Source organism: Microcoleus sp. S36b_A4 (assembly GCF_036700645.1).
In the GTDB taxonomy this organism is placed as follows: Bacteria; Cyanobacteriota; Cyanobacteriia; order Cyanobacteriales; family Microcoleaceae; genus Microcoleus.
This window is the reverse complement of record NZ_JAUBPI010000023.1, coordinates 19,897-43,647: the sequence shown is the minus strand read 5'-3', so window position 1 is coordinate 43,647 and position 23,751 is coordinate 19,897. Positions and strand designations below refer to the sequence as shown.

Here is a 23,751-nt window from a genome sequence, read left to right as displayed (position 1 = left end):
GGCCAGTGCGGCCGGGCAGTTTGAAATTCTTGCCCTGTGGATTTTTCGGCTGAAGATACAAGGCAAACGGCTGAATTTTACGACAGTTTGCCACGGATAGACTACCCTTCGTGAAAATCCTATCTCAAATCTTAATCAAACGCCGATTTGTAGTAGTCTACAATAGGCGGTCTGTCTCAGATAGCAAAGTATTGATAAAGATTTTTGGGAGAGAAACTTATGCGCGATGCAGTGACGAGCCTGATTGAAAATTATGATGTTGCTGGTAGGTATTTAGACCGAGATGGTATCGATCGGTTGAAATCTTATTTTGCAACGGGCACGGCACGGGTACAGGCGGCGGCTGCGATTAACAGCAATGCTGCGGCAATTGTTAAGCAAGCTGGTATCCAGCTATTCGCTGAACAGCCCGAACTGATCCGTCCCGGTGGAAATGCCTACACGACTCGTCGCTATGCGGCTTGTCTGCGGGATATGGACTACTACTTGCGCTATGCTACTTACGCCCTGGTGGCTGGAAGTACCGACGTGCTCGACGAGCGCGTGCTGCAAGGTTTGCGAGAAACTTACAATTCTCTAAGCGTTCCTATTGGCCCGACGGTGATGGGGATTAGCATTATGAAGGAAATGGTTAAGGCTCAGGTGGAAGCTGCTGGCTTGTCTGTAGGGCCTTTTTTGGATCAGCCTTTTGATTACATGATTCGCGAATTGAGCGAACAAGATATTTAAGTCAATTTGCTAATTCTTTTAGCAGTAAATTGCACTTGTGGCTGGCAGTTAGCAGCAGTTGGATCGATCGCTTTTTTTGGCTTCACCGCCTCCAAGCGATCTTTTTTTATGGGTTATACAATTCTAGATTAAAGATTTCAGATTAAAAATAATAGATTAAAAATAATAGATTAAAAATTTAAATAATTGGGAATGACTTATGAATTAAGGGTTTGGAGCTTCCCTACAATTGCATTCTTGTTTGAAACTGGTGCTAAAAATCGTCAACACATCCCCAGACGAGGCATTTGTCCAGGGGATTTTTAGTTTGGCGCAGATCGATTTGTGCGACGGTTGTTGCTTCTACTTCGCCATTGGGGTAAAGAATGTGGATGATGTCACCGCTGACGAAGGCGAGGGGATTTTCTTGACAAGTGCCGGGATTTCTGATAGGAAAGTTAATTGTTTTCATTGTCGATCGCCCTGATGGTATTTGTAGCGCTTTTAGCTGCATATAAATCATCCGCTAGTAACAAAAATTATTGTGTGATTCTATGAATGTTTATCTGTGATAAAACTACACACTCAGAGCGATCTCAATCACATCATGTAAGCTGGGGGCGATCGCCTCGCGACAATCGCAAAACCAAAATAATCGTCAAAAATTAGCAGTGGGGCTTGTGCGTAAGTGCTAATCTGGTACTGTTCTTAACCCTATCCGTACAGATTAAAAACCTTGGCTAAACAGCGACTAGACACTTTATTGGTCAGCCTAGATTTGTGCAGTTCCAGACAGCAAGCTCAGGCATTGATTCGGACTGGGAAAGTCTCTATCAACCAGCAGGTAGTTGACAAACCTGGTACTGAGGTTGACATTGCAGCAAAAATTCAGATTAAAGAGCGATCGCGCTATGTTTCCAGAGGCGGCGACAAATTAGCCAAAGCTTTAGAAGTTTTTGCAATTCCCGTTGCAGGCAGAATTTGTCTCGACGGGGGCATTTCCACAGGCGGTTTTACCGACTGTTTGCTGCAAGCCGGCGCCGCCCTAGTCTACGGCGTAGATGTTGGCTACGGTCAAGCAGATTGGGGCTTGCGTAACGATCCGAGGGTAATTTTGAAAGAACGCACCAATTTGCGGTACATGACTGCTACTCAGCTTTACGGCGACTCTGGGCCAGCAGATTTGGCGGTAGTAGATGTGTCGTTTATTTCCCTGGATAAGATTTTACCCGCGCTGTGGGAATTGTTGGCACCACCGCGAGAAGCCGTGTTGCTGGTAAAGCCGCAGTTTGAGGTAGGGCGCGAGAGAGTCGGGAAAAAAGGCGTAGTGCGAGACTCAGCAACTCAAGCTGATGCGATTTTTCAAGTGTGGAAGGCAGCCACAGCTTTAGGATGGCAGCAACGCGGCTTAACGTGGTCGCCTTTACTTGGCCCGGCCGGTAATATCGAGTATCTTTTATGGTTGGGGATCGATCGCGAACCAGAATCAGAGCCGAGGGCGATCGAAGAGGATGTTGTGAAAGAACGGATCGCACAAGTCACGAAAGCGGCCGCGCGGGAACTTGTCGATCGATTGTAGATTGTAGATTTTAGCTTGATTTCAAGATGTCAAACTAATCAATTTAAAAAAACAAATTTGGAACTCCAGATTGCTCTAAATTTTCAAAAATTTTGTCAATCAGACTCCTAAACTTTCACAAGAGTGAATAATTCCATGCAATCATTCAAACAAGCCGGTTCCATTTTCCTGTATGTTCTAGGTGCCATCGGGTATGTGGCGATTGTAGCTACTATTATAGGCGTTTCAATGCTGATCAAGTGGGCAGCTCTGCTACTAGCTGACAAATTATTATATACAATTCTGATTATCGGTGATTTGTTGAGGGGGATCGAAATTATTGAACTGTTAAATATATTGATATTTGCATTTATCGGTATGGGAGTGGGTGTGGCGACAAGGCTTTTACACCCTCAATACGGTCGCAAAATTAGTGCTGCTGTGTTGATAGTTATAGTTCCCTTAGTTTTCATGATTACGCCAGCCATTCGATATAATTCTTGGCTGGACAAAGTGGAAGAATCGGATAAATTATCGCCTTCGCAAACTGCAATCTTAACTAACTCATTTTTGAATAGAAAAGTTGGATTGCCTGGTTTTATCGGTTATTACGTATATACTGGTCAGTTTCCCGTTATTCCGGCGAAACAATCGGAGATGAAAGATCTTGACAGCTTTGAAAAAAAAGTTAATTCCAGATTTGTACAGTTCACAGGTATTGCTCCGACTATTGTTACTTGGTCAATGCGGGTTTGTTTTTGGCTGATTAGAATATTTTACTTTTCTATAGCGGTAATTGCGACGATCGCTCATTTTAGGGAAGGTGTGAGAATAGCGAGACGGTAATACGATTTTCGATTAAAGAAGTGGGAATCACTGAGGGCTATCGTGCTTTGGAGCTTACCTACATTTGTATTCTTTTTTGAAAAGGGTAGACTAATAAAATTAGTAGGGTGCGTCAGATCCTAGCTCTTCGATTATCACAAATAACCATCTCCTGACGCACCATAATCAACTACTAGGGCAATTTTTAAGTGCCAATTTTAAACTCTTGCTGCAAGCGATCGATAATTGTATTACGCTCGATGGTGGCGAGAATTTCTTGAATTACCGTATCTTGCCCCAAGGGGCCCCAGGTGCAGCCTTTTTCTAAATAAACTTGGGCGGCACGACCGACAGCATAGGTTCCGTAAGCTGCTAAACTAGCTTGAGTGACAGCGACTCCGGCAAAAGTAGAAAAGCCGATGTGCGGGGCCGCTGCGGCTGCACTTTTGCCAAATCCCAAGAGAAAACTGCTACCTAATTCTCCCAAAAGTACGCCGCCAGCACTGGAGAAAATGGTCTGCCAAAGTTTTCCCGCTTCGTAACCAGTCATGGGTAAGCCGTAAAGTCTGGATAAAGAGCGAATTAAGGCTAAATCTGCGACACTTGCTCCCATTACATCCAAGAATGCCACTGGATTTAAACCGACAGCCAAAGCTTTATATTTTGCAAATTGCCAGATTAAATCTTCGGCTTCTGTTTGTCGCAATTTGAGAACGTGACGGGCAATGTTTGCTTCGGCATCTCTAGCTTCAACTAAAGCATTTAGAGCCAGGAGCGATCGACCTTCTCTGTTAAGAATTGTGAGAATTTTATGTTTGAGTTCGTCTATCTGCGCCGGCGGCGACTCCCATTCGTGAGTGACTCTTCCGTCTGACCATTCCACCCGCACTTGCACCGGTGCTGGTTCGGCGGCTACCATGACTATTTCTAATGATTTGGAAGTTTTAGCGGGTGATTTGGCAGTAGATTTATCAGATGGGTTGTTTGGGCGATCGGACAAATTTTCGCTATCTGTTTCCTCTGTTACCGCAGTGGCTGCTAACTCTTCAGAATTTCCCAGCGCTTGCAAACTTTGGTAAATAGCTTTTCTGTCTAATTCTGGATACAGGTCAATTTTATTAAAAACTAAAATCACCGGTTTTTGAGCTGTTTGCAATTCGCACAGCGCTTGATATTCAGTTCGGGTGATATCGCCTGCAACGACAAAGAGAATTAAGTCAGCTTGACGAGTTACTTGTTTCGCCATTTCGCCGCGCACTTCGCCACCAACTTCATCAAGTCCCGGAGTATCGATTAATTCTACTTGCACGCCTCCTTTCCCCCCCTTGGCCAGGGGGGGTTGGGGAGATTCCTCGCTGTCAAGGAATGATAAAGGCACACTCCAGCGCACGGAACGCGGCCACTGAGTTACGCCGTTGAGAGGGCCTGTTTGCAGAATTTTATGACCTAAAAGCGCGTTTAATACGGCTGACTTGCCACGGCTGACTAAGCCGAAAGTAGCAATGCGGATTATGTTGTGGTCTAGTTTTTCTGAGGTGGAAGTTAAAATATCTAACTGATATTGCAGCGCCGCTTCTAATTCTGTATTATTCGAGTTTTTTTTCCCTTGGCGCAGGTGGGAATAGCGCGCCAGGGCTTCGCGCAAACTGGCACGGGCAAGAGATAATCGATTTTCTTGAAGGGAATTGTCAGCCATTGGCGATCGGCTTTGTTAAGCAGGTATAATTGATCGTCGAATTATAAATCCTATTTCTTATTTTAATACAATTTTTCATAAATTTATAATTTTTTTGTTGTGAGTTTTCCAAAAAATATTGAACGGGATATCCCGCCCGTTCCACAATAACAAAAAATTTTTGTGGGACAGGTATCTTGCCTGTTCTTTTCCCTAACACTAGGCGCCGCCTCGGAAAATTTGATCGACGTTCAGCTCCATATTGGGAAATGTAGGTGAAATAATGCGATCGCTCCCTCTGAACTGTCTAATCCTATACTCTCCGTCCACGAGCTGACAAACCGAAAGCGTCGGTTCTTTGGGGTCGCCAATATGACGTATTCCGCCGAATGCAGCATAATCCGCAATCCAATATTCGAGGATGCCCATCATTTCGTAATCTGCCAACTTTTTGAGATAATCGTCGCGCCAGTTGGTACTAACAACTTCAACAAGTAGCGGGATAGATGTTCCTTGGGTGATTGTTGCTGACTTCAACCATAAGGGTTCCGACGCTAAAGCCTGACGGTTTAATAGCAAAACATCAGGAATATATCCTGTATCTTTAGCTGGGGGCTTAACTAGCGCTTTCGAGGGAATGCGGTATGGAAGTTGCAGTTGGGTGTAGAGCAGCGTAAATTCTTGAACAAGGTATGCTGTGATATCTTCGTGTTCTCCTGTTGGCTGCATTTCAACCATTACCCCGTCGTGAAGTTCGTAGCATCTGTTCTCGGCTTTGTCTTCTAGAAATTCTTCAAAGGTTAGTATTTTGGGTTGAGTTTGTATCATCGTGCAAAGTTTATTTAATTGTATAACAGAAGGCAGAAGGAAGAAGGAAAATATTAACTGGTTGCCTGGTTCTGCCGTGGAACAAGCAAGATGCCTGTTCCACAACAGAAAAACTGTCTTGTGGAACAGGCATCTTGCCGGTTCCTTTATTTTACTTAATTGGCCGCCGACTTAACGGTTTCGGGCCCAGATACCTGAGATGAAAGGCGACTCGCCACTTGGTTGACGAAAGATTGCAAGAAGGAAACTTGCTGATTTTGCGTAAATACTGCTTGCAAAGTTTTAGTCAACTGGTCGAGATTGAAAATGCCTTTGGGAGCATTTTCCAGTTCTTGACTTTGGAAATATTCAATTAAACTCAGTCCTGCTATTCTGGTAAAATATGCTGCACTAATTCCCTGCACAGCGCCTCCTGCTACATAGGTGACGGCATTGCTTTTCAGCAGTCCAGTAATAGTTTGGGTAGACAGTTCTACTAATCCCAATTTAAACATTTGATTAGCTAAAGTACCCGCTACTGTCTTAGCTTGGTCTAAGGAAAACTGTTGCTGGTAGATAGCGCCGAGGTCAATTACGAGTTGGGTACTGATGGCGGTTGTTGCTAGCAAGTCTAAAGCTGGAACCGGGTTAGTAAAGACGGCGGCGGCGGCGATGTACTGATATTGTTCGATAATGGGAATTGCCCGATCGCGCCTGACTGCATTTAATAAGGTTTTTGCCTCTAGCTTGATACTTGCAGCCTCGCGCACTGCACTCGCCCAGACCAACTGTTGCCGCTCTTCAGTTAAGATTTTAGTCAATCTTTCCGTCAGCGCGTCGAGTTGAGAGACTTGATTTTCGATCCGTTCTTTAAATGTGCCGTCCGCTTGGTGCTGGCGCACTTTAATAGAATTGGGAGAAGCTGCGATCGCAATTATCTCTTCTGTCCCCAATATTCCTTGCATTTTCTGCTGCAAAGAGTTCAAAACCTGCGACTGCTGTTCTGGCAAATATTGGTCTAGTTTGTTCCAGATTAGCAACACGCGCTGACCTGCGGACGCTAACTGAGATAATGTTTTAAATTCGGAATCTGTGATGTCGCCCGCTGTTACAAACAGCACTAAATCACCGTTGATTTTGGCATCGGCATTTGTATTAGCAAACAGCGCTGCTGTTTCTTGTAAACTAAGCTTTTGCGAGTGTTGAGAGACCCAATTAGAATTTAAAACTTGAATTAAGGCAGTTTTGCCGACAGCTTTGCCGCCTGTTACGGTAATCCGTAAATCTTGTCTATCTAATTCGGCTCTGAGCCGATCGAGCTTTGCTGTTAGATTGGCAGGATCGGCGGAGTTTTGAGCTTCTGAGGCTAGCAATTTAATTGCCGCTTCGGAAGCCGCGATCGCTTTTTCGGCTGCTTCCCGGTTCGCCAGGGGTTGCGGGAGTGCGAGTTCGAGTTTGGGGGATTGTTGTTTCCACCACCAATACCCCGCACCGGCAGCAGCCAAGCCGATGAGTGCCGTTTCGCCCATTTCTGAACCCGAATGCTGTAGAGTTTCCAGCAGCCACAGCGCTGCTGAAAGTCCTATTCCGCCTATTAAAATCGGTCGCCGCAAGTTAAGTGTCATTTTTTCCTTCCTGTGGGTATTGTCACCAAGCTTAACCTTCGCCGGCTTGGCCTCCCTCCCTATATTCCATCGTACCTCTGTGACATCCAAACTGGCAGGCGGGCGATCCGACTTTTTGCCATCGGGATTTGCGGCCCCGGCCACAATCAACTTTTTGCACTTCTACAAATGGGGAATATCTCACATCTTGCACCATTCTCAAGAACAGGCAAGATGCCTGGTCCACAAAGAGTAAATTTTCTTGTGTGGTTTACCGGAGAACCCGCCCGTGAAAGGCTTATTAACACTGGTGCAAGATATGATTAATAGAGGGCTTAAATCTTCACTACAAACACTAAATTTTTACAGGATGTTGCAAACAGAATAGTTTATTTTTCTTTTATTTTGGTAATTCTTGAAACTGCGGTTGAAAAATATCAATTATTTGTTTGGGAATTGCTCGCGGGCGCATGGTGGTAACTTCAACCCAAACCCAAAGCGCCTCGGCTTTTAACAAGATTTCGTCACTTCCAGCTAAGCGAATTTCGTAGCGGCGGACAGCGCGCGGGCCGCGCATTTGTTCGATCCAAGTGGATATCTCCAATCGATCGCCTGCGGCGGCCGATCGCAAATAGTCAATCTCTATCCGCCGCATTACAAAGACGCCGCCCAGTTCCCGGTAGCGATCGAGAGTAAATCCCAAATGTTCTAAATGTTCGATCGCAGCGTGTTCTAAATAATGCTGGTAAACAGCATTATTTACGTGACCGAGAGCATCCATTTCATAATGTCGCACTCTAATTTCCGTAGTAAATGGTGTCAATTTCTCACCTTTCCACTTGTTGCGGTATTTTGTAGTTCCGAGTGCGATCGCACTCTGGGTGGATACTCGCTCGAAACTGATTGCACGTTACACTAAATAGTTGAAACGTCACTGCTTCCAGGTTAATCTTAGTCCTGGAAGTACAGACGGTCAATCGATTTTAGATTTTAGATTTTAGATTTTCGATTGACTTGCGCGAGATAAAAGCGGGGGCTGGAGGATTTTCGATTTTCGATTTTGGATTGATTCCACGGATAAATCACGTGGCGGATACCACCTTTGAAATTCTTGGTCATCACCTTGGTTTTTTTACGACAATACACTGGCTTAAAACCCTCCGTCTCGGTTGAAAAACCCGGTTTCTTGGTTCTGAGTGCGTCCCGGACTCAATCTTTGAGAAATCGGAGGGCTAATTGTTTAATCTCCCAGACAAATCCCTAAACCGCGGGCCGTTTTAACCAGAGTACCATCGAAGTCTACAGGTCTGTATTTGGCGATCGCATCTTCCAGAGGAACGCTCACAACTTCCCGCTTTTGCCAAGATACCATGCAGTCGTATTTCTCTTCGGCAATTAAATCAACTGCTGCGACGCCAAAAGCAGAAGCAATTAATCTTTCTAGCGATGAAGGAGTTCCTCCGCGTTGAATATGTCCCAAAACAGTGACGCGAGTTTCTGCACCGCTGCACTCAGAAATTGTATCAGCTAAATACTGACCAATTCCGCCTAATCGACTTTGACTTAAGCGATTTGTGTGCATTACTAACTCGCCTTCTTCAGTGCGAACTGCCTCCGCTACTATAATTAAACAGTAGTTTTTCCCCCGGTCTTGGCGTTCTTGGATTTGGGCGCAGATATTAGAAATTTTGTAAGGGATTTCGGGAATCAGAATTATATCAGCTCCCCCAGAAATTCCGGCACTGATCGCAATATGTCCAGCGTCGCGTCCCATGACTTCAACAATCATGACCCGACTGTGACTGGCAGCAGTAAAATGCAATCGATCGAGTGCTTCAGTGGCAATATTGACAGCAGTATCAAAACCGATGGAACGCTCGGTAATTCCGACATCATTATCAATAGTTTTAGGAATAGCAACTAAATTCAAATTGCCTTGTAGAGCAATCTTCCTGAGAATGGCAAGACTGCCATCGCCACCAATGCCAATTAAGGCATCCAGACCTAGTTGATGATAGCCTTCGATGATGTCCTCAGTACGATCGCGTATAGTCCCATCCAGCATCGGGAAAGCAAAAGGGTCGCCCTTATTTGTCGTGCCTAGCATCGTACCGCCAATGGTGAGCCACGAGTCTACTTTCTCAATATCCAAGGGAATTGCTTCCGGGGGACGACTCATCAATCCGTTGGTGGCTTGACGAATCCCCATCACTTTCCAATTGTAAGTTCCCGTTGCGCGGTGGACAACGGCTCGAATAACTGCGTTTAAGCCTGCACAGTCACCCCCGCTAGTGAGGATACCGATACATTTTTGTTCTCCCATAATTAATGCCCGACTTTTGTTACTCTGAATATGAGTTGATATTTTTAGATGCCGATCGTCCAATCGTGATTTTCGACGTAAATACGTAGGCGAAAATCAAGTTTACTCTGTAACAGAATGTAAAGCTCTGATAACTTTTGTGATTGCTTTCATAAGACATCGCTCCTTCGGGGAGCGTTTCACTCGTTTTTGACTACTTATGTATTTTCAAGCTTCATCGACCTAATTTAGTGCCTCATCTCTGACGCGCCCTACAAGTTCGATCGCTAACTTGCGTAGCATCGCCAATCGCCGTCTCCAACAAAACATCAATTTTACTTGGAATTGAGGCGTTTAGAAACTTGGTTAATTATACCGCTGAGAATAGCACCACCCATAAGAATTCCCAGGGCGGGATTAAATACGGGCTGCCAGAGACTGTACCACAAATCAAAACCGAGATTCACCCCGGTCGATCGACCTGCTACGGCGATCACAAACCACCCAAAAATGGCAAAGACGAAAAATACATCAGCTACTAAAATCAAGTTGAGAAAGTTAAGAAATTTATCTTTCATTGTCGAGGGTTCCTTTTGAGTGTATATGTGTCAAGTTTTGGCAAGCGGTTGGTAATGGAGCGGATTGATAGCTGCAACTGGCGATCGAATAAAGATAAAATATCATTCAATTGTTTTCGCGCACAGGCTGTCAAAATATGGTTCGCTATACACTTCCTCAAAGCCCCGAAATTATTTTAACTGTCAAAGGGAAAGATTCAGCCAAAGCCCGCGAAGAAGCGATGGATCGGCTGATGGATCTCATGGATGAGGGCAAACTGCCTACGGAACTCGTGGAGGGATTTGGGCCCAAGCAGTTTGTTGAAGTTAAGGATATCGAAGATGCTGCGTCTGACGGCGAGGACGCGATTACAGAAGCAGTCCAGATTTTGAGCAATTTGGCAAGTCTCAAATTGAAAGTCATGGAATCCCGCGAAGAAGCCCTCAAAATCCGGGCGGCGATCGACATTTTGTTTACAGATGAGGCTGTGAGTGCCGAGGAAATTGGTCGTTTGAAAGATGGTTTCAAGGTTCTCAAAAACTTTGCTCAAGCTAACGTCCGCTATCGAGAAGCTAGAAGTAAAGCCGAAGAAGCACGGGCAATTCTCGACGAAGCTTTGCAATCTGTTGAACCGGAAAACAAGGCGCAGAAATCCGCGAAATAGTAGTAAGTTGGCTTGACTCACATTTAGCAACAATCTCAGAAGCTTTTCGGCCTGTTCCATTACAAATCAATTCTTTTGTGGAACAGACCCAAAAGCCTATTACTAAAAAACTGTAGAGAATAGAGAAATATTTGAAAGTGAAAAACTAACCCAAATTTCCACACATTTGACATTTCGTTTCTATACCTTCAAAAAAGTAGAAAAAAAATTGTGAACCAACAAACAGGAATTCTCAGAAACTCCATGTCAGGCAGCTTGCTGCTGGCTAAAAAATTAGGTTTTCAACCAAGAACTGTGATTGATGTCGGTGCCGCCTTGGGAACTTTTAACCTTTACGAAACTTTCCCCGATGCGCGACATTTGCTAATTGAACCCATCGCCGAAAATGAACCTTATCTAGCCAAAATTTGCCGCAAGCTCAAAAGTGCAGAATACATTATTGCGGCAGCGACCAAAGAAGCTGGAGTTTTCACGCTTAACGTCTGTCCCTCTATGTTGCATTCTTCACTTTATGAAAATCTCGCTACTGACAGCACCAATCCTTATTTGAGAAACATACCAGCAATTACCCTCGATGGAATATGCAGGGAAAGAAACTTGCCAGGCCCGTATTTAATTAAAGTCGATGTAGACGGACAGGAATTAGATGTTTTAGCGGGAGCCACTGAGATTTTGCAGCAGACTGAATATGTAATTGTAGAAGTTACTTTGTTCGGTCAGATGTATGATGTAATGAGTTTTATGAAGTCCCAAGGATTCGCAGCTTACGATATTGTTGATTTGGCATATCGCCCGATTGATAAAGCTTTGTGGCAAGTTGACATGGCTTTTGTTAAGGAATCCGGTCACTTCAGAAGAGAGAGGGGTTTCGCGACAGGAGAGCAGGATCTCGAAGCACTTAACTCGCATCTCAAAGCTTATCGGGAAAGTTTCATCAAACACATTGACACTCATTACAGCGACCCAGTAGAGCCGGAACCACAGGTCACTCAATCTGTTGTGGGCGAAGATTATGTCATCATTTAACTCAAGTTGCTTCCATCTGATACCCAATCCGGGTCGCACTTCGCACGCTTATTTAATTAATCCTCAACATCTAAAAAACTGGTTTTCTAAATGCGGCTATTGTCGTCTATAAGCTAGCAATCTGTTGTAAATTGGCTTTCATTGGATATCAGAAAGTGGGAATGCCCTAATGCGGCAGGGCTGTTGCATTTTCTTGTAGGCGCAAACCCCCCGTGGTTGCCCCGATGCCTGAAATGCCCATGACATCATCTGTGGGTGAGGGCGGGCACTCTTGGCACCGCCCCTACAAAGGCCTAGTTTTCCATAGGGGCAATCCCCCGTGGTTGTCCCGAAACAGCCCTACGCTGTTACGGGGGAGTGTCAACTACCACAATTAATCCCAAGGCGCTTTTGTGGTGGATTGTTGAGTTGCTGGCAGTCGAAGCTGTCAACCATCAACCAATGGAGGCTTTCAGTTCTAGTTCTTTAGCCCAAGGTATTGCTGCCAAAATATAGTAGATGTCATTTCCTTTGAAGCACTTTTCCATTGTGTACTTACGGATGACCATTCATTAATACCTTCAGCAGCAACTTTAAACCACCTAGTCAAAAGGTTAGTACCAGCTAATTTATCTACCTCATTTTGGTTATTATAGCTTTTACTAAGGTTTACAATGCTCATGTGAAAGGTTTCGGGATCAGAGTTTTTGATAAAATCTGGCCCTTTTAGATAGTCTTCAAAAGCTTTTACAACCATCTCTACATGATTATAATCAAATTTTGCTAAAGCCTGAAGAATGACTTTTGTCAAATGCTGAACTGCATCCATGTATTCTGGAGAATAATGGATGGAATAAGCTATTAAATCATTGCGGATATAATAATAATTTTCCCAATTTACATTCTTGGCCACCGCTGGTTGATGCCACACCGCCATTGATGGAAAAGCTACAATGTTATTGCCCAACTCTTTTATTCTTAAACCAAACTCTACATCATCTATTTTGATAAATAAAGGCAGCGGTAATTGAGTTTGTTCAACAAGTTCCTTAGAAAAAGAGAAAAACCAAAATCCGCCATAGTCTACATCTTCTTCCTTGAGCAACCTGTTGAGAGAATTAGAATCTCGTAAATCGATATTATAATTTAAAGCAATTAATGCCCCAGGCCCAAATCCTCTAGTTTTAGAATAGGCGTTGTACGATGCTCCTGCTTCATACAACATATGCTTTTTCTGTAAATTTAGCAGTCCACCGGCTACAGCAAAATCAGACTTGGCGTATTCATACAAAGGAAATAATTTATAAATACATTCACTTTCTAACTCTATATCATCATCCATAAGCAAAAAGTGAGAATATTTTTTTTCCTCTAAAGCTTCGACCAACCCTCTGGTAAAGCCACCGCTTCCACCCGCATTTATATTAGGAACTAGCCTCAGTTTTGGCTTTCCGAAATCAGCTTCATCTAAAGTTCTACCATTATCAACAACGAATACTTTAAAGTCCTTAGTTTCTAGTAATTCATCTTGAAAAATTGCAGTTAATGTATTTTGTATGAAGTCCTCTTTTTTAAAGGTGCAAATGACAATCCCCAATGATACTTCTCTAGTTTTACGTTCATCAGTTGCTATCCATGCCCCTTTAAATTCGCCCTGTTCACTAGAACAAGTTATTTCAAAATATATTCTGCCCGCTTTTTTGCCTTGAAGGAGATTTATTGGTGAGATTTTTACAGGCTCAGAGAATTGACATTTCTCAAAGCTCTCTTCAGAAATTATTTCTTTGTTTTTTTGTCCATCAAATTCTCTGTAAACACAAACTTTAAAGTCGCCTTCAAGTTTTAGCACATAGTAGATAGAGCTAAGAGTTGTATATTGAGTATAATATCTCTCGTAAAACGAATTAAAGTAAGAATTTGAGGATACAACACCACCATGAGATAAAACAACTTTTTTGTCATCTTCTTGGTAGCTTATAGATGCAGATTCATTACACCGTATATATACATCCGAACTCTCGGCTGATTTTGGTAGCTTAATTCCAGCTAATATGTTCATGTAATATCTACCTCCTCTTGTAGTAAAGTTAGTTATTTTATTTGACTGATGTTAAAGAGTCTTAGCTTAAGAATAAATTGTGGATAGGTTCTAGCACGTCCTCCTTGAGGCATAACTCCTATCAAGTTTTTTTAAGTCGTGGATAAAGCGATTGATATCGAAACCAAGCCTCTTCTAGGATTGGATCAACTGATTGGGGAGTGGCAGCAAGCATTGGTGTGGCTGCCAGTTTGGTGGTGTCATTAGCATCTGCGTATACGCCAATTCCGATACCCGCCAGTAGAGCAGCACCACGCGCGGAAGCCGCAGCAACTGTAGTTGCATAGAGGGGTATTCTCAATACATCAGTCAGTAATTGCTTCCAAGGCATTTCTGCCGTTCCACCGCCTGCTAAACGCAGTTCTGTCGCTTTAAAATCTGTTGCCTCCAGTGCCTCAAAACCTTGTCGCAAGGCAAAAGCAACTCCCTCTAAAGCCGATCGCATCAGGTGCGCCTGTGTGTGATGAAGTCCAAGCCCTACCCATGCCCCACGTATATATGGATCAAGGTGTGGAGTTCGCTCACCCGTGAGGTAGGGCAAAAATGTCAACCCTTCACATCCTGGGGGAACAGAAAACGCTTTAGTATAGACTTCCTGCCAGCTCAAGCCGAGGATACCTCGCACCCACTCAAGCGCTAACCCGGCATTTTGCATTGCTGCAAGGGTGTACCACTGGTTAGGTAGGGCGGTTCGATAGAGATGGGTACGACCATGACGATCGATAATTGGTTGCGATCGAGGTGTAATGATTTGAGCGCCTGTGCCGATCGTTAGTTGAACCAAACCAGGCTCTAGTAGCCCGTTGCCAAGTGCCGCCGCTGCCGTATCCGCCGCACCAGCAATAACGGGTAAGCCAACTCTTAAGCCAAGATGCTCAGAAGCAATAGTTGTTAGGTAGCCTGCGATCGCACTAGAGGGGATAATTTTTGGTAAGCAATCATAGCGTAGATTCAGGGCTAAGATTGCATCCTCTGCCCAGTTATCCGACACAACATCGTAAAGCAAAGTACCACTAGCATCAGATGGTTCCGTTGCGACTTCTCCAGTCATGCGTAACCGCAGCCAATCTTTGGGCTGGAGTGCCCAACGCGCTTCGGTGTAGACATTAGCCTCGTGTTCTCGTAGCCACAACAAAGTCGGGCCCGCCATTCCAGCCGTAATCGGGTTGCCCAAGCGCTCTAGAATAGCCGCATCGATCAAATGATAAGTGTTCAGCGTGGCACTAGAGCGAGTATCTGCCCAGAGGATAGCAGGACGCAGGGGCTGACCCGACTCCCAAGCTAGGACAACACCGTGCATTTGCCCTGAAAGTGCGATCGCCTGTACCTCTTGAGCGTGATTTCCCACTGCCTTCCTAACAGCCGAGGCAACCGCTAACCACCAATCTTCTGGTTCCGACTCAGCCCATCCAGGTTGGGGTGCATGAACAGGATAGGATGTTGATCCTTCACCTATAGTGGTTCCGTCTGTCGCTAGGAGCAATGCCTTAGCAGAGCCTGTTCCTAAATCAATTCCAAGCAGCATGATAGCTAATCCTCAAATCATTTAGTGTCTTAGCAAACGGGCGATCGCTTGTACCAATTCATCAGGTTCGACAGGCTTGGAGATATGGATCTGAAATCCGGCAGCTAAGGCTTGCTGCTGATTGATCTCCCCAGCATAGGCAGTAAGTGCGATCGCAGGAATCGTGCCTCCCTGTTGGGGGGACCACTTTCTAATTTGCCGAATCAGGGCATAACCATCCATCTCTGGCATCCCAATGTCACATAAAAGTAGATCCGGGAGAGATTGATTCAGGAGGGTCAACGCCTGTGCCCCCGAAGCTGCTGTGGCAACTTGTGCGCCAGATTGCATCAAGGTGAATGCTGCTAACTCCCGCATATCTGCATCGTCGTCCACAACCAAGACCTGAATACCTGCTAAGTCTGCCGCACTTTCTGGATGCCTGTCATCAGAAGAGGGCTCCGGTTCTACGATGTTTAACGGTAGCCGGATGGTAAATGTAGCCCCTAAGTTCTGTCCTAAGCTGTCTGCTTGAACGGTTCCTCCATGCAGTTCGGTAAAATGACGGACGATCGCTAGTCCCAATCCCAATCCGCCGAATTGTCGGGTTATGGTGCCATCTTCTTGACGGAAGTAGTCAAACACATGGGGTAAGAACTCTCGTTGGATGCCTTTTCCAGTATCTTTGACTCGAATCTGAGCGTACATACCAACCTGCTCTAGTTGCACGTCGATACGTCCTCCGGTTGGGGTGAACTTCACAGCATTGGAGAGGAGGTTCCAGACTACTTGTTGGAGGCGATTACTATCGCCTGAAACCGTTCCTGAAATAGGATTAAATGTAGTTTGGATTTGAATGTGTTTGGCTTCGGCTGCTAGTCGTACCGTTTCCCGTGCAGCCTCAATCATTGCCGCTAGATTCACAGGAGCGACGTTTAACGTCATTTTTCCTTGCAGAATGCGCGAGACATCCAACAAGTCCTCAATTAATTGGGCTTGCAGCTTGGCGTTGCGTTCGATCGTTTCCAGCGCTTGCTGGGTTTTTGTGGTATCTAGTCGCCCTGTTCGTAGCAATTTTGTCCAGCCCAGAATCGGATTGAGGGGCGATCGCAACTCGTGGGACAATACGGCTAAAAATTCATCTTTAATCCGGTTAGCGGCTTCTGCTTTTGCACGATCGCGTTGAGCTAACCGATATAACTGAGCATTGTCGATCGCCAAGGAAGCACGACGCGCCAATTCCTCTGCCAGTTGCAAATCTGCTGAGCTATACCGTCGTCCAGATTCGGCTGAGATAAAGGAAATGGCCCCTAGAATTCGTGCCTGAGTTCGTAGTGGCACCGTCATTACCGATTTGAATCCAACCTGCCGCAGTATTTCCAAATGCTTTGAATCACGCGCTGCCTGTACCAGCAGTTCATCGGGAATCTCCGGCAGCAAGTCAGATTGCCCAGTTCGCAGGGTCAATGCAGCACCGCGAGGGTCATCGGGGTTCAGAGGATACTTGTCTCTCATCTGATATGCCCATTCCAGTTTGGCAGGGTCGATGTGAGCAACCGCAATCTGCTCGATCGCACCATCCTCTTCTATCATGTGAACCGTACACCAGTCTGCTAATTCCGGCACTGTAAGCTGCGCGACTCGCTCTAGAGTTGTTTGATAATCAAGTGAGGATGCCAGCACCGCACTTGCCTCAGAGAGAAAGCGTTGGGCATGTTCTAACTGCACCCGTTCCGTCACATCTACCACATAGACTAGAACGCCTTCTACCTGGCTATTAAAGTTAACAGTCGGAAGATAGTAAACGTTGTAATAGCCGGGACGGCGATCGCTGCGTCCGGGAACATTCACCGCAAAGTTGGGTGAAGTGAAGGGATTTCCTGTGGTGTATATCTGATGAAAGACTTCAACTACTTGGGGATCGAATTGACCAAAAAGTTCTGAAATGGAATGTCCTAAGTGTTGCTCGCGGGTTAATCCATTAATTTCTGCTAATGCTTCATTAATAGCAATAAATCGCTGCTGGGCATCTAACAGGGCAAGTCCCACCGGAGACGTGTCAAAAATAGTTGCCAGTTGGCGCTGTGCGGCTTCTGCCTGAGAACGGTAAATACGTTCGCGCTCTAACAGTTGTTCTCGTTCTTGTTCGGCATACTTCCGCTCTGTCACATCCAGCACCAGCGATAACACCGAAATCATCCGTCCCGATTCGTCCCTGAGACTGGAGTTATACCACTCGCAGTGCACAATGTTGCGATCGTTGGTGTAATTGCGGTTGTATGAAAAAATATGGGGTTCATCACCATAGACCAGCCGTTGGCAGACTTCAGTCACCGATTCTAGGTCTTCCTCAAAGACAAAAGGTATCTCGGTTAAAGATTTGCCCAGAATTTCTTCGGCTTTCCAGCCCAAAATGCGCTCTGCACCAACAGACCACCGAATGACTCGAAAGTCTCGATTCCATTCAACAACTGCCATTGGAGAGTTTTCAACATGGAAGTTGAGCTTTTGTAGGGCTTGACGCAACGCCTCTTCCGCTTGCTTGCGCTCTGTGATATTAATGACAACTCCGATCGAGTGCTTGGGATTTCCCTGAGAATCATAAGTAAACTCTCCTCTGGCTTCGACCCAGTGAATCGAGCCATCTGACCAACACAGGCGATATTCATGGTGATACTCTTTCTTCTCAGCTATGGCTCGCTGAACTTTCGCCTCAACTTCTGCTAAGTCATTCGGATGGACCCGATTTGCCCAAACTTCATAGGTGGGTTCGCACTCATTCGGTTGTAGACCCAGGATGGTGAAGTGTCCTTCTGACCAAAGCAAAGCATCAGTCTGCATGTCCCAGTCCCACGTTCCCATGCGTCCGATTCTTACTGCCAGTTGCAGGTGAGCTTCACTTTCGCGCAATTCCTCTTCTGCCCGCTCCCGCTCCACGGCTAGCCAGGTTTTTTCAGCAATTCGCTCCATCAGCATCCTATCTTCCTCCGTCCAGTGGCGAACAGAGACATGGTGCAACACCAACAATGCAACAAACCGCCCTTCTTTCACCAATGGAACACATAGGAGAGATTTGGTTTGAATTGCGTCAAAGGTAGCAGCCCCCGATCCGGCAGTCCGAGGATCGCGATCGACATCATCTACGACAATAGTTTTGCCCTGCTTTAATTCAGCAATAAGTTCAGGGCCAAACGAATCTAGGTGATGTCTACCCACTATGCTGATTACACCATTGCAATAATCGCGATCGACAATCACATATTCCTGAGTAGAATCAATTTCACCGTAGGTACAGCGAGTGACTTGGAAATGTTGCCCTGCGGAGCTAACCACTCGCCACATAATTTCCTTCGAGTCTTGAATGGCACGAATCGCATCATTCAATTCAATCAGAAATTGCTGCTGTCTCTCCTTGTGCTGAAGTTCTGCCAGTAATGCTTCAATCTGTTGCCTTGCCCGCACCTGGGCTGTTACGTCCATGTTATAAATTAAGACGCCCTGAATGGTTCCCTCAGCATCTCGCCAAGCCGGAAAGATACAGTTAAAAAATGCCTCTTCCAACACCCCATCGCCATTGCGATCCAAGTAAGTAGGTGACTCCTCCCGAATAAATGTTTCTCCCGTTCGATAAACCTGTTCAAGCACGTCAAAGTAAATTTGCCCCTCTACTTCTGGGAAAACCTGCCGCATCGGTTGACCAATAATGTTTGGAGTGCGTCCAGTCCCTTGCAAATAGGTTGGATTGGCAAATTCATACACAAGATCGGGACTTTTCAAAATGCCAATCATGACAGGGAGCTGCATCAGGATTTCATACAACCGCTTGCGTTCGCTTTCTGCTTCGAGTCGGGCAGTTTGTTCTCGTTTTAAAAGACGATCGCGTTCTGCTTCGATCTGTTTGCGTTCTGTAATATCAACCGAAACGCCAATCATGCGAACTCCTTGCCCCGTCTCATCCCGATAGACTTGTCCCTGACTGTTGAGCCAGCGCACAACGCCGTCTGGACAAATTACCCGATACTCCGGTGCGTAGGGCTGTTCTCCAGCCATTGCCCCTACCGTCGCTTGGAGCACCTGTTGTCGATCGTCTGGATGAATGAGCGCAACAAACTCTTCTCCCGTCCCTTCATGAAAACCCCAAACGTCTAGAGCATTAGCAGAACACACGACCTGATTGGTCGGCAAATCCATATCCCAGACCACCATCTGAGCCGCCGTTAATGCCAATCGCAAGCGTTCTTCGCTCTCTCGTAATGCCTGTTCAACCTGTTTGTAATCCGTCACATCTTGGAAGATAACAACGGCTGCAACAATCTCTCCCTGACTATTTAGAATTGGTGCTGAGTTGATGTTAATGAAGACGCGGCTACCATCATCTTGATGAATTTCCATCTCTTCGTTGGTAACGACCTCACCGGTTTTTAGCGATCGCGCCAGGGGATACTCATGAGGGGCATAGAGCTGACCATCTGAGCCAAAGGCTTCAAAGGGAGCAATGGGTGCATATTCCTCAATCTCAAGCGACTGTTCATAGTCATACCCAACAACTTGCTTGGTTTGTTCGTTCGCTAGAACTAACTTACCGGATGCCGCATCGGCAATTATTACACCCGCAGGCATCTGTCGCAAAACGGCTTCAAATCGGGCGCGTTCGATTTCAAGCTCGTGCAATAACCGTTCTCGTTCTGCCTCTGCTTGCTTGCGTTCTGTAATATCGCGAAAATAAACTGCTACTCCTGCAGTCGAGGGATAGGCCTTCGCCTCTATCCAACGCTGGACAGATTCCCCAAATTCTTCCCAGGAAACAGGAACCTGTTCCGTCATTGCCCGATGGAGTTCTCGATAGGGAATTGCACCAACTAGCTCAGGAAAAACCTCATTCCAAACGTGCTTTCCTAGTAGATCTTCTGGTGTTTTGTGCAGGATTTGAGCCGCCGCCCCATTCACGTAGGTGTAGCGCCAGTCGCGATCGAAGGCGACAAAAGCATCCGTAATGCTTTCCAGAATTATTGCTACCTTGCCCTCAGTTTCTTGGGCAGGGAACAACTGTTCGCCTTCAAGAGTGCGGGCAAAGCGTTCAATGACTTCAGAGCGAGAAATTCCTCGCCTGTGAGCCTCTTTATCGAGCGATCGCCATGCTGTATTAGTGAGAGATACGCTCACTCGTTCTTTCGTCTCCGAGTTCCAATTGCTAAGAAACTTGCCTGTGGCGTCGCGCTTCATTAAGATTCATCCGTATACATACACGGTCTTCTCCATTGAACCTGAGTGACTCACTCAGGAGAATCCACCTTAAGATAGATGCTTTAGCCAGAGGCAATACGGATGCAGATGGTACTTACGACAATCGGCCTAGCGTTCCTTGAGAACCAAACTCATGCAAATTACGCAACTTGTCAGCAACAGCCTCGACGAAACGTGGGGACTTTACTAAATCTCCAAAAATTTCAGATAGGCTGAGAAATGGAGTGGGATCTGTTTTACCTGAGCGGGCTTGTTGAGTGAGGTTGTCTGCTAAAGGGTCATCAATGACGATAGGACGGTTTTGGTCATCGTAAGCATTGAGATAGCGACACCAAGCAGCGATCGTCAAACTTAGGTAATCGATCGCACCTCCAAGTTGTAATTTATCGCGGATCGATCCCAAAACAAACTTAGGAATTTTTGCCGATCCATTCAGGCAAAGGCGTGGAAGCTGATCGCGAATTTTAGGATTAGAAAACCGTTCAATTAAAGTTTTTTTATAATCGTCTAAATCAATCCCCGGAACGGGTTGAAGCGTAGGTGTCACCTCATCCATCAGGTTAGCAACGGCTTGCTGAAACAAAGGGTCAGCCATGACTTCATAAACGTAGTTATAACCTGCCAGAGAGCCGAGATAGCCAATCAGCATATGGCTGGCATTAAGCAGCCGAATTTTCATCATTTCATAGGGATGAACATCCTTAGTCATCTTTACGCCAACGGATTCCCAATCGGGTCTGCCTGCACAAAAGGTATCTTCGATTACCCACTGAATGAAAGGTTCCGCGACGCAGGGAAACGCATCATCAATACCAAACTGTTGGGCCACCATTTTGATATCTGCTGGGGTTGTCAGCGGAGTAATGCGATCGACCATGCAGTTAGGAAACGCAACGTGTTCAGCAATCCAACTTCCTAAATCCCGATCGCGCATTTGGGCAAATGTAGTTAGCATTTTCCGCACCATGTTGCCGTTGCCCTGGATATTGTCGCAGGACAAGACTGTAAAGGGTGCCAACCCCTGTTTACGCCGCTTTTCGAGTGCGGCTGTCAAAAAACCGTATGTCCCAATTGGTTGGTCAGGATGTTGCAAATCGTGCTGCATCGTCGGGTGGTTTACATCGAAATTGCCACTTCCTTCAATGTAGTAGTAGCCGCTTTCAGTGATCGTTAGAGTAACAATTCGGCATTTGGGATCGGCTAATGCTTCAATAACTGCTTGACGATTGTCTGGTGCAAATAGATATCGAGTAATTGAACCAATGATCCGAGCGCGATCGCTCTCAGGCGATCGCTCAACTAAGGTATACAAACAATCTTGGGGCAGAAGCGCATCCCGCATTCGCCTGTCATAGTCATTGTCAAGCAATCCAACCCCACAGATTCCCCAGTCACTACCAGGATTCTGATGGAAATAATCATCGAGATAGAGCGCTTGGTGCGATCGATGAAATCCACCAACCCCAATATGCACAATTCCATTAGTAATTTGATGGCGATCGTACTTGGGTACGCGCACGTTTCCAGGTAAACGAGACAGGGATGCTTGATTCAGCTTGATTGTTGAGTCTGTGCTGGTATTGCTGTTCATCTTAATGTATGACCTTGTGATGACGGCTGATTATCAGTATTGCAGGATGGTTTAAAAAGGTGGACTATATTTTGGCGGATCTGCATGGCAAGTCGATCGCAAAACCGATCGCCGATGAAGTTGTCGCCCAAGCTATTCTTGAGAATATCTAACTTTTCAGGGGTTGCCGATCGCAGATAAAAAGACCACCCAGACCCCCACTTCTTTGTTGAAACCCTGATTGCCCTGAATCAATTTGATTCAGAAGTCGGGGCTCTGCCGGGAAGCATAATAAAGTTCGGTACATCAACTCATCCTATTTGGTAAACCCCTATGGTTCAAAACGTTGTAATCATTGGATCGGGTCCGGCTGGACTGTTACTGGCACATTATTTATTGCGTCGGGGCAACTACCATATTGATATCTATGAACGTCGTCCCGATCCTCGGTTGACTGATGTTTTTGGAAACCGCACATTTCCGCTCTCGCTTCAGGAACGGGGCAGAAAAGCCATTCGAGCCATTGCTGGGTTAGAGGAGGCGATCGCTGCTCAAAGTGTGTTCTGTCACGGGACGATTATTTATCGGAAAAATGGCAAATCCCGACGGATTCCTCGTGAAAATCCGGTTCTCACAATCGATCGCAATCGCCTCGTGACGGTTTTGTTGAAACAATTAACCGAAACCTCTAGTCCAAATCAGGTTAAAGTACATTTCAACTGTGAATGTACGGCTGTGGATGGAACGGCTAAAACCGTGATGTTGAAACCTTCAGAAGGAGATAGCTTTACCGTTCACTACGATCTACTGGTGGGTGCCGATGGGGCGCGATCGCAAATTCGAGACTATTTAGTCGAGAATGCAGGCTTGTCGTGTTCCCAAAGCTATGTTCCAGATGCCTATAAATCGGTGTTTTTAAGTCGGCTCAATCCGACTGCTGGAGTGGAGTTAGAACCGAATAAAATCCATGCCTGGAATTTGAATAATAAAACCCGGATGTTGATGGTACCCCAGCCAGGAGATCAGTTGAATGGCGTGATTATTTTTGATGCACAGACTAATCCCCTAGAAGGATTATCCACGAAAGAAGAAGTCAAGGCATTTTTTGAGGAAAATTTCCCGCTGTTTGGTCAGTTGATGTCGTGGGAAGAAGCGGAAGCGTTGTTGAAGCGTCCAGTGGCAAAGGTGCTAACGGTACGCTGCGATCGCTTTCATGAGGGCGATAGTGTGTTGCTGATTGGCGATGCTGCTCATGCGGTGTCTCCCTCGATTGGGCAGGGGTGTAATTCTTCCTTAGAAGATGTGCTAATTTTGGGACAATTGTTGGAGGAGTATGGGGATGATTGGGGGAAGGTTTTGCCGCAGTTTTCACAGCAGCGAGTCCCGGATGCCCATGCCTTGCAAGAGTTATCAAATTATTCGTTTCCTCGCACTAAGTTGTTGGTGGTTGAGTTTTTCTTGCGGTTGACGATAGGAAGGCTATTTCATCGATGGTTTCCCCGTTTAGTTAAGCCGTCTGTGTTTGATTTGGTGTTAGATACGGACTTGTCTTATTCGCAGGTGTTGAGTCTGAGCCAAGGTTGGATTGATAAAGTGAAGCATTCGATGGCCCAGAATTCTTGATATTCA

General features: G+C 45.7%; 19 protein-coding genes. 7 read left to right on the top strand and 12 right to left on the bottom strand.

The genetic code is table 11. The features are described 5' to 3' along the window. Positions 1–219: 219 nt before the first annotated feature. A complete protein-coding gene (gene apcB, locus QUA03_RS09865) occupies positions 220–729 on the top strand; it encodes an allophycocyanin subunit beta (protein ID WP_293258696.1) in 510 nt (169 codons plus the stop codon). A 253-nt stretch (positions 730–982) separates the two neighbouring features. Here apcB and QUA03_RS09860 read toward each other — a convergent pair whose 3' ends face one another. Beyond that, a complete protein-coding gene (locus tag QUA03_RS09860; RefSeq protein WP_333211673.1) occupies positions 983–1,222 on the bottom strand; it encodes a hypothetical protein in 240 nt (79 codons plus the stop codon). A 222-nt stretch (positions 1,223–1,444) separates the two neighbouring features. Here QUA03_RS09860 and QUA03_RS09855 point away from each other — a divergent pair, with 222 nt between their 5' ends. Both QUA03_RS09855 and QUA03_RS09850 read left to right on the top strand, forming a co-directional pair. After that, positions 1,445–2,287: a TlyA family RNA methyltransferase gene (locus QUA03_RS09855; protein ID WP_333211671.1), complete on the top strand. Its 843-nt coding sequence runs from the start codon at positions 1,445–1,447 to the stop codon at positions 2,285–2,287. A gap of 135 nt (positions 2,288–2,422) precedes the next feature. Continuing rightward, the gene (locus QUA03_RS09850; RefSeq protein WP_333211670.1) at positions 2,423–3,112 is read left to right on the top strand and encodes a hypothetical protein; all 690 of its coding nucleotides are present in this window, start codon (positions 2,423–2,425) and stop codon (positions 3,110–3,112) included. Positions 3,113–3,296: 184 nt separating this feature from the next. Here the strand turns inward: QUA03_RS09850 and QUA03_RS09845 are convergent, their stop codons facing one another. From QUA03_RS09845 to QUA03_RS09815, 7 genes are all read right to left on the bottom strand, one after another. Then, complete coding sequence (locus tag QUA03_RS09845; protein WP_333211669.1) at positions 3,297–4,787, bottom strand: DUF697 domain-containing protein; 1,491 nt, start codon at positions 4,785–4,787, stop codon at positions 3,297–3,299. A gap of 198 nt (positions 4,788–4,985) precedes the next feature. Continuing rightward, complete coding sequence (locus QUA03_RS09840; RefSeq protein WP_333211667.1) at positions 4,986–5,594, bottom strand: Uma2 family endonuclease; 609 nt, start codon at positions 5,592–5,594, stop codon at positions 4,986–4,988. Between the two features lie 155 nt (positions 5,595–5,749). Further along, positions 5,750–7,198 carry a slr1306 family protein gene (locus QUA03_RS09835; RefSeq protein ID WP_333211666.1) on the bottom strand — a complete coding sequence of 483 codons (1,449 nt, stop codon included), beginning with the start codon at positions 7,196–7,198 and terminating at the stop codon, positions 5,750–5,752. A 379-nt stretch (positions 7,199–7,577) separates the two neighbouring features. Beyond that, positions 7,578–8,000, bottom strand: coding sequence for a thioesterase family protein (locus QUA03_RS09830; protein WP_333211665.1), 423 nt, complete (start codon positions 7,998–8,000; stop codon positions 7,578–7,580). A gap of 4 nt (positions 8,001–8,004) precedes the next feature. Then, on the bottom strand, positions 8,005–8,154 hold the full coding sequence (locus tag QUA03_RS09825) for a hypothetical protein (RefSeq protein WP_333211663.1): 150 nt from the start codon (positions 8,152–8,154) through the stop codon (positions 8,005–8,007). A 263-nt stretch (positions 8,155–8,417) separates the two neighbouring features. Next, positions 8,418–9,500, bottom strand: a complete 1,083-nt coding sequence (locus QUA03_RS09820; RefSeq protein ID WP_333211661.1) for an ATP-dependent 6-phosphofructokinase — start codon at positions 9,498–9,500, stop codon at positions 8,418–8,420. 314 nt (positions 9,501–9,814) lie between these two features. Beyond that, positions 9,815–10,057: a hypothetical protein gene (locus QUA03_RS09815; RefSeq protein WP_333211660.1), complete on the bottom strand. Its 243-nt coding sequence runs from the start codon at positions 10,055–10,057 to the stop codon at positions 9,815–9,817. A 137-nt stretch (positions 10,058–10,194) separates the two neighbouring features. Between QUA03_RS09815 and QUA03_RS09810 the strand changes: the two genes are divergently transcribed. The 3 genes from QUA03_RS09810 (at position 10,195) to QUA03_RS09800 (ending at position 12,222) form a co-directional block, all read left to right on the top strand. Next, positions 10,195–10,701 carry a hypothetical protein gene (locus QUA03_RS09810; RefSeq protein WP_333211658.1) on the top strand — a complete coding sequence of 169 codons (507 nt, stop codon included), beginning with the start codon at positions 10,195–10,197 and terminating at the stop codon, positions 10,699–10,701. A 210-nt stretch (positions 10,702–10,911) separates the two neighbouring features. Next, complete coding sequence (locus tag QUA03_RS09805; protein WP_333211657.1) at positions 10,912–11,727, top strand: FkbM family methyltransferase; 816 nt, start codon at positions 10,912–10,914, stop codon at positions 11,725–11,727. Between the two features lie 357 nt (positions 11,728–12,084). Further along, positions 12,085–12,222, top strand: coding sequence for a hypothetical protein (locus QUA03_RS09800; protein WP_333211655.1), 138 nt, complete (start codon positions 12,085–12,087; stop codon positions 12,220–12,222). Here the strand turns inward: QUA03_RS09800 and QUA03_RS09795 are convergent. The 4 genes from QUA03_RS09795 to QUA03_RS09780 all read right to left on the bottom strand — a co-directional run bounded on the left by QUA03_RS09795 (position 12,185) and on the right by QUA03_RS09780 (position 22,143). Next, positions 12,185–13,765, bottom strand: a complete 1,581-nt coding sequence (locus QUA03_RS09795) for a glycosyltransferase (protein WP_333211653.1) — start codon at positions 13,763–13,765, stop codon at positions 12,185–12,187. The two genes, QUA03_RS09800 and QUA03_RS09795, sit on opposite strands and share 38 nt — an antisense overlap. A gap of 121 nt (positions 13,766–13,886) precedes the next feature. After that, entirely contained in the window at positions 13,887–15,329 is a 1,443-nt protein-coding gene (gene xylB, locus QUA03_RS09790; RefSeq protein WP_333211651.1) for a xylulokinase, read from the bottom strand. Between the two features lie 21 nt (positions 15,330–15,350). Then, positions 15,351–20,531: a PAS domain S-box protein gene (locus QUA03_RS09785; protein ID WP_333211650.1), complete on the bottom strand. Its 5,181-nt coding sequence runs from the start codon at positions 20,529–20,531 to the stop codon at positions 15,351–15,353. A gap of 115 nt (positions 20,532–20,646) precedes the next feature. Further along, a complete protein-coding gene (locus QUA03_RS09780; RefSeq protein WP_333211648.1) occupies positions 20,647–22,143 on the bottom strand; it encodes a mannitol dehydrogenase family protein in 1,497 nt (498 codons plus the stop codon). Between the two features lie 312 nt (positions 22,144–22,455). Here QUA03_RS09780 and QUA03_RS09775 point away from each other — a divergent pair, with 312 nt between their 5' ends. After that, positions 22,456–23,745, top strand: coding sequence for an NAD(P)/FAD-dependent oxidoreductase (locus QUA03_RS09775; RefSeq protein WP_333211646.1), 1,290 nt, complete (start codon positions 22,456–22,458; stop codon positions 23,743–23,745). Positions 23,746–23,751: the final 6 nt, after the last annotated feature.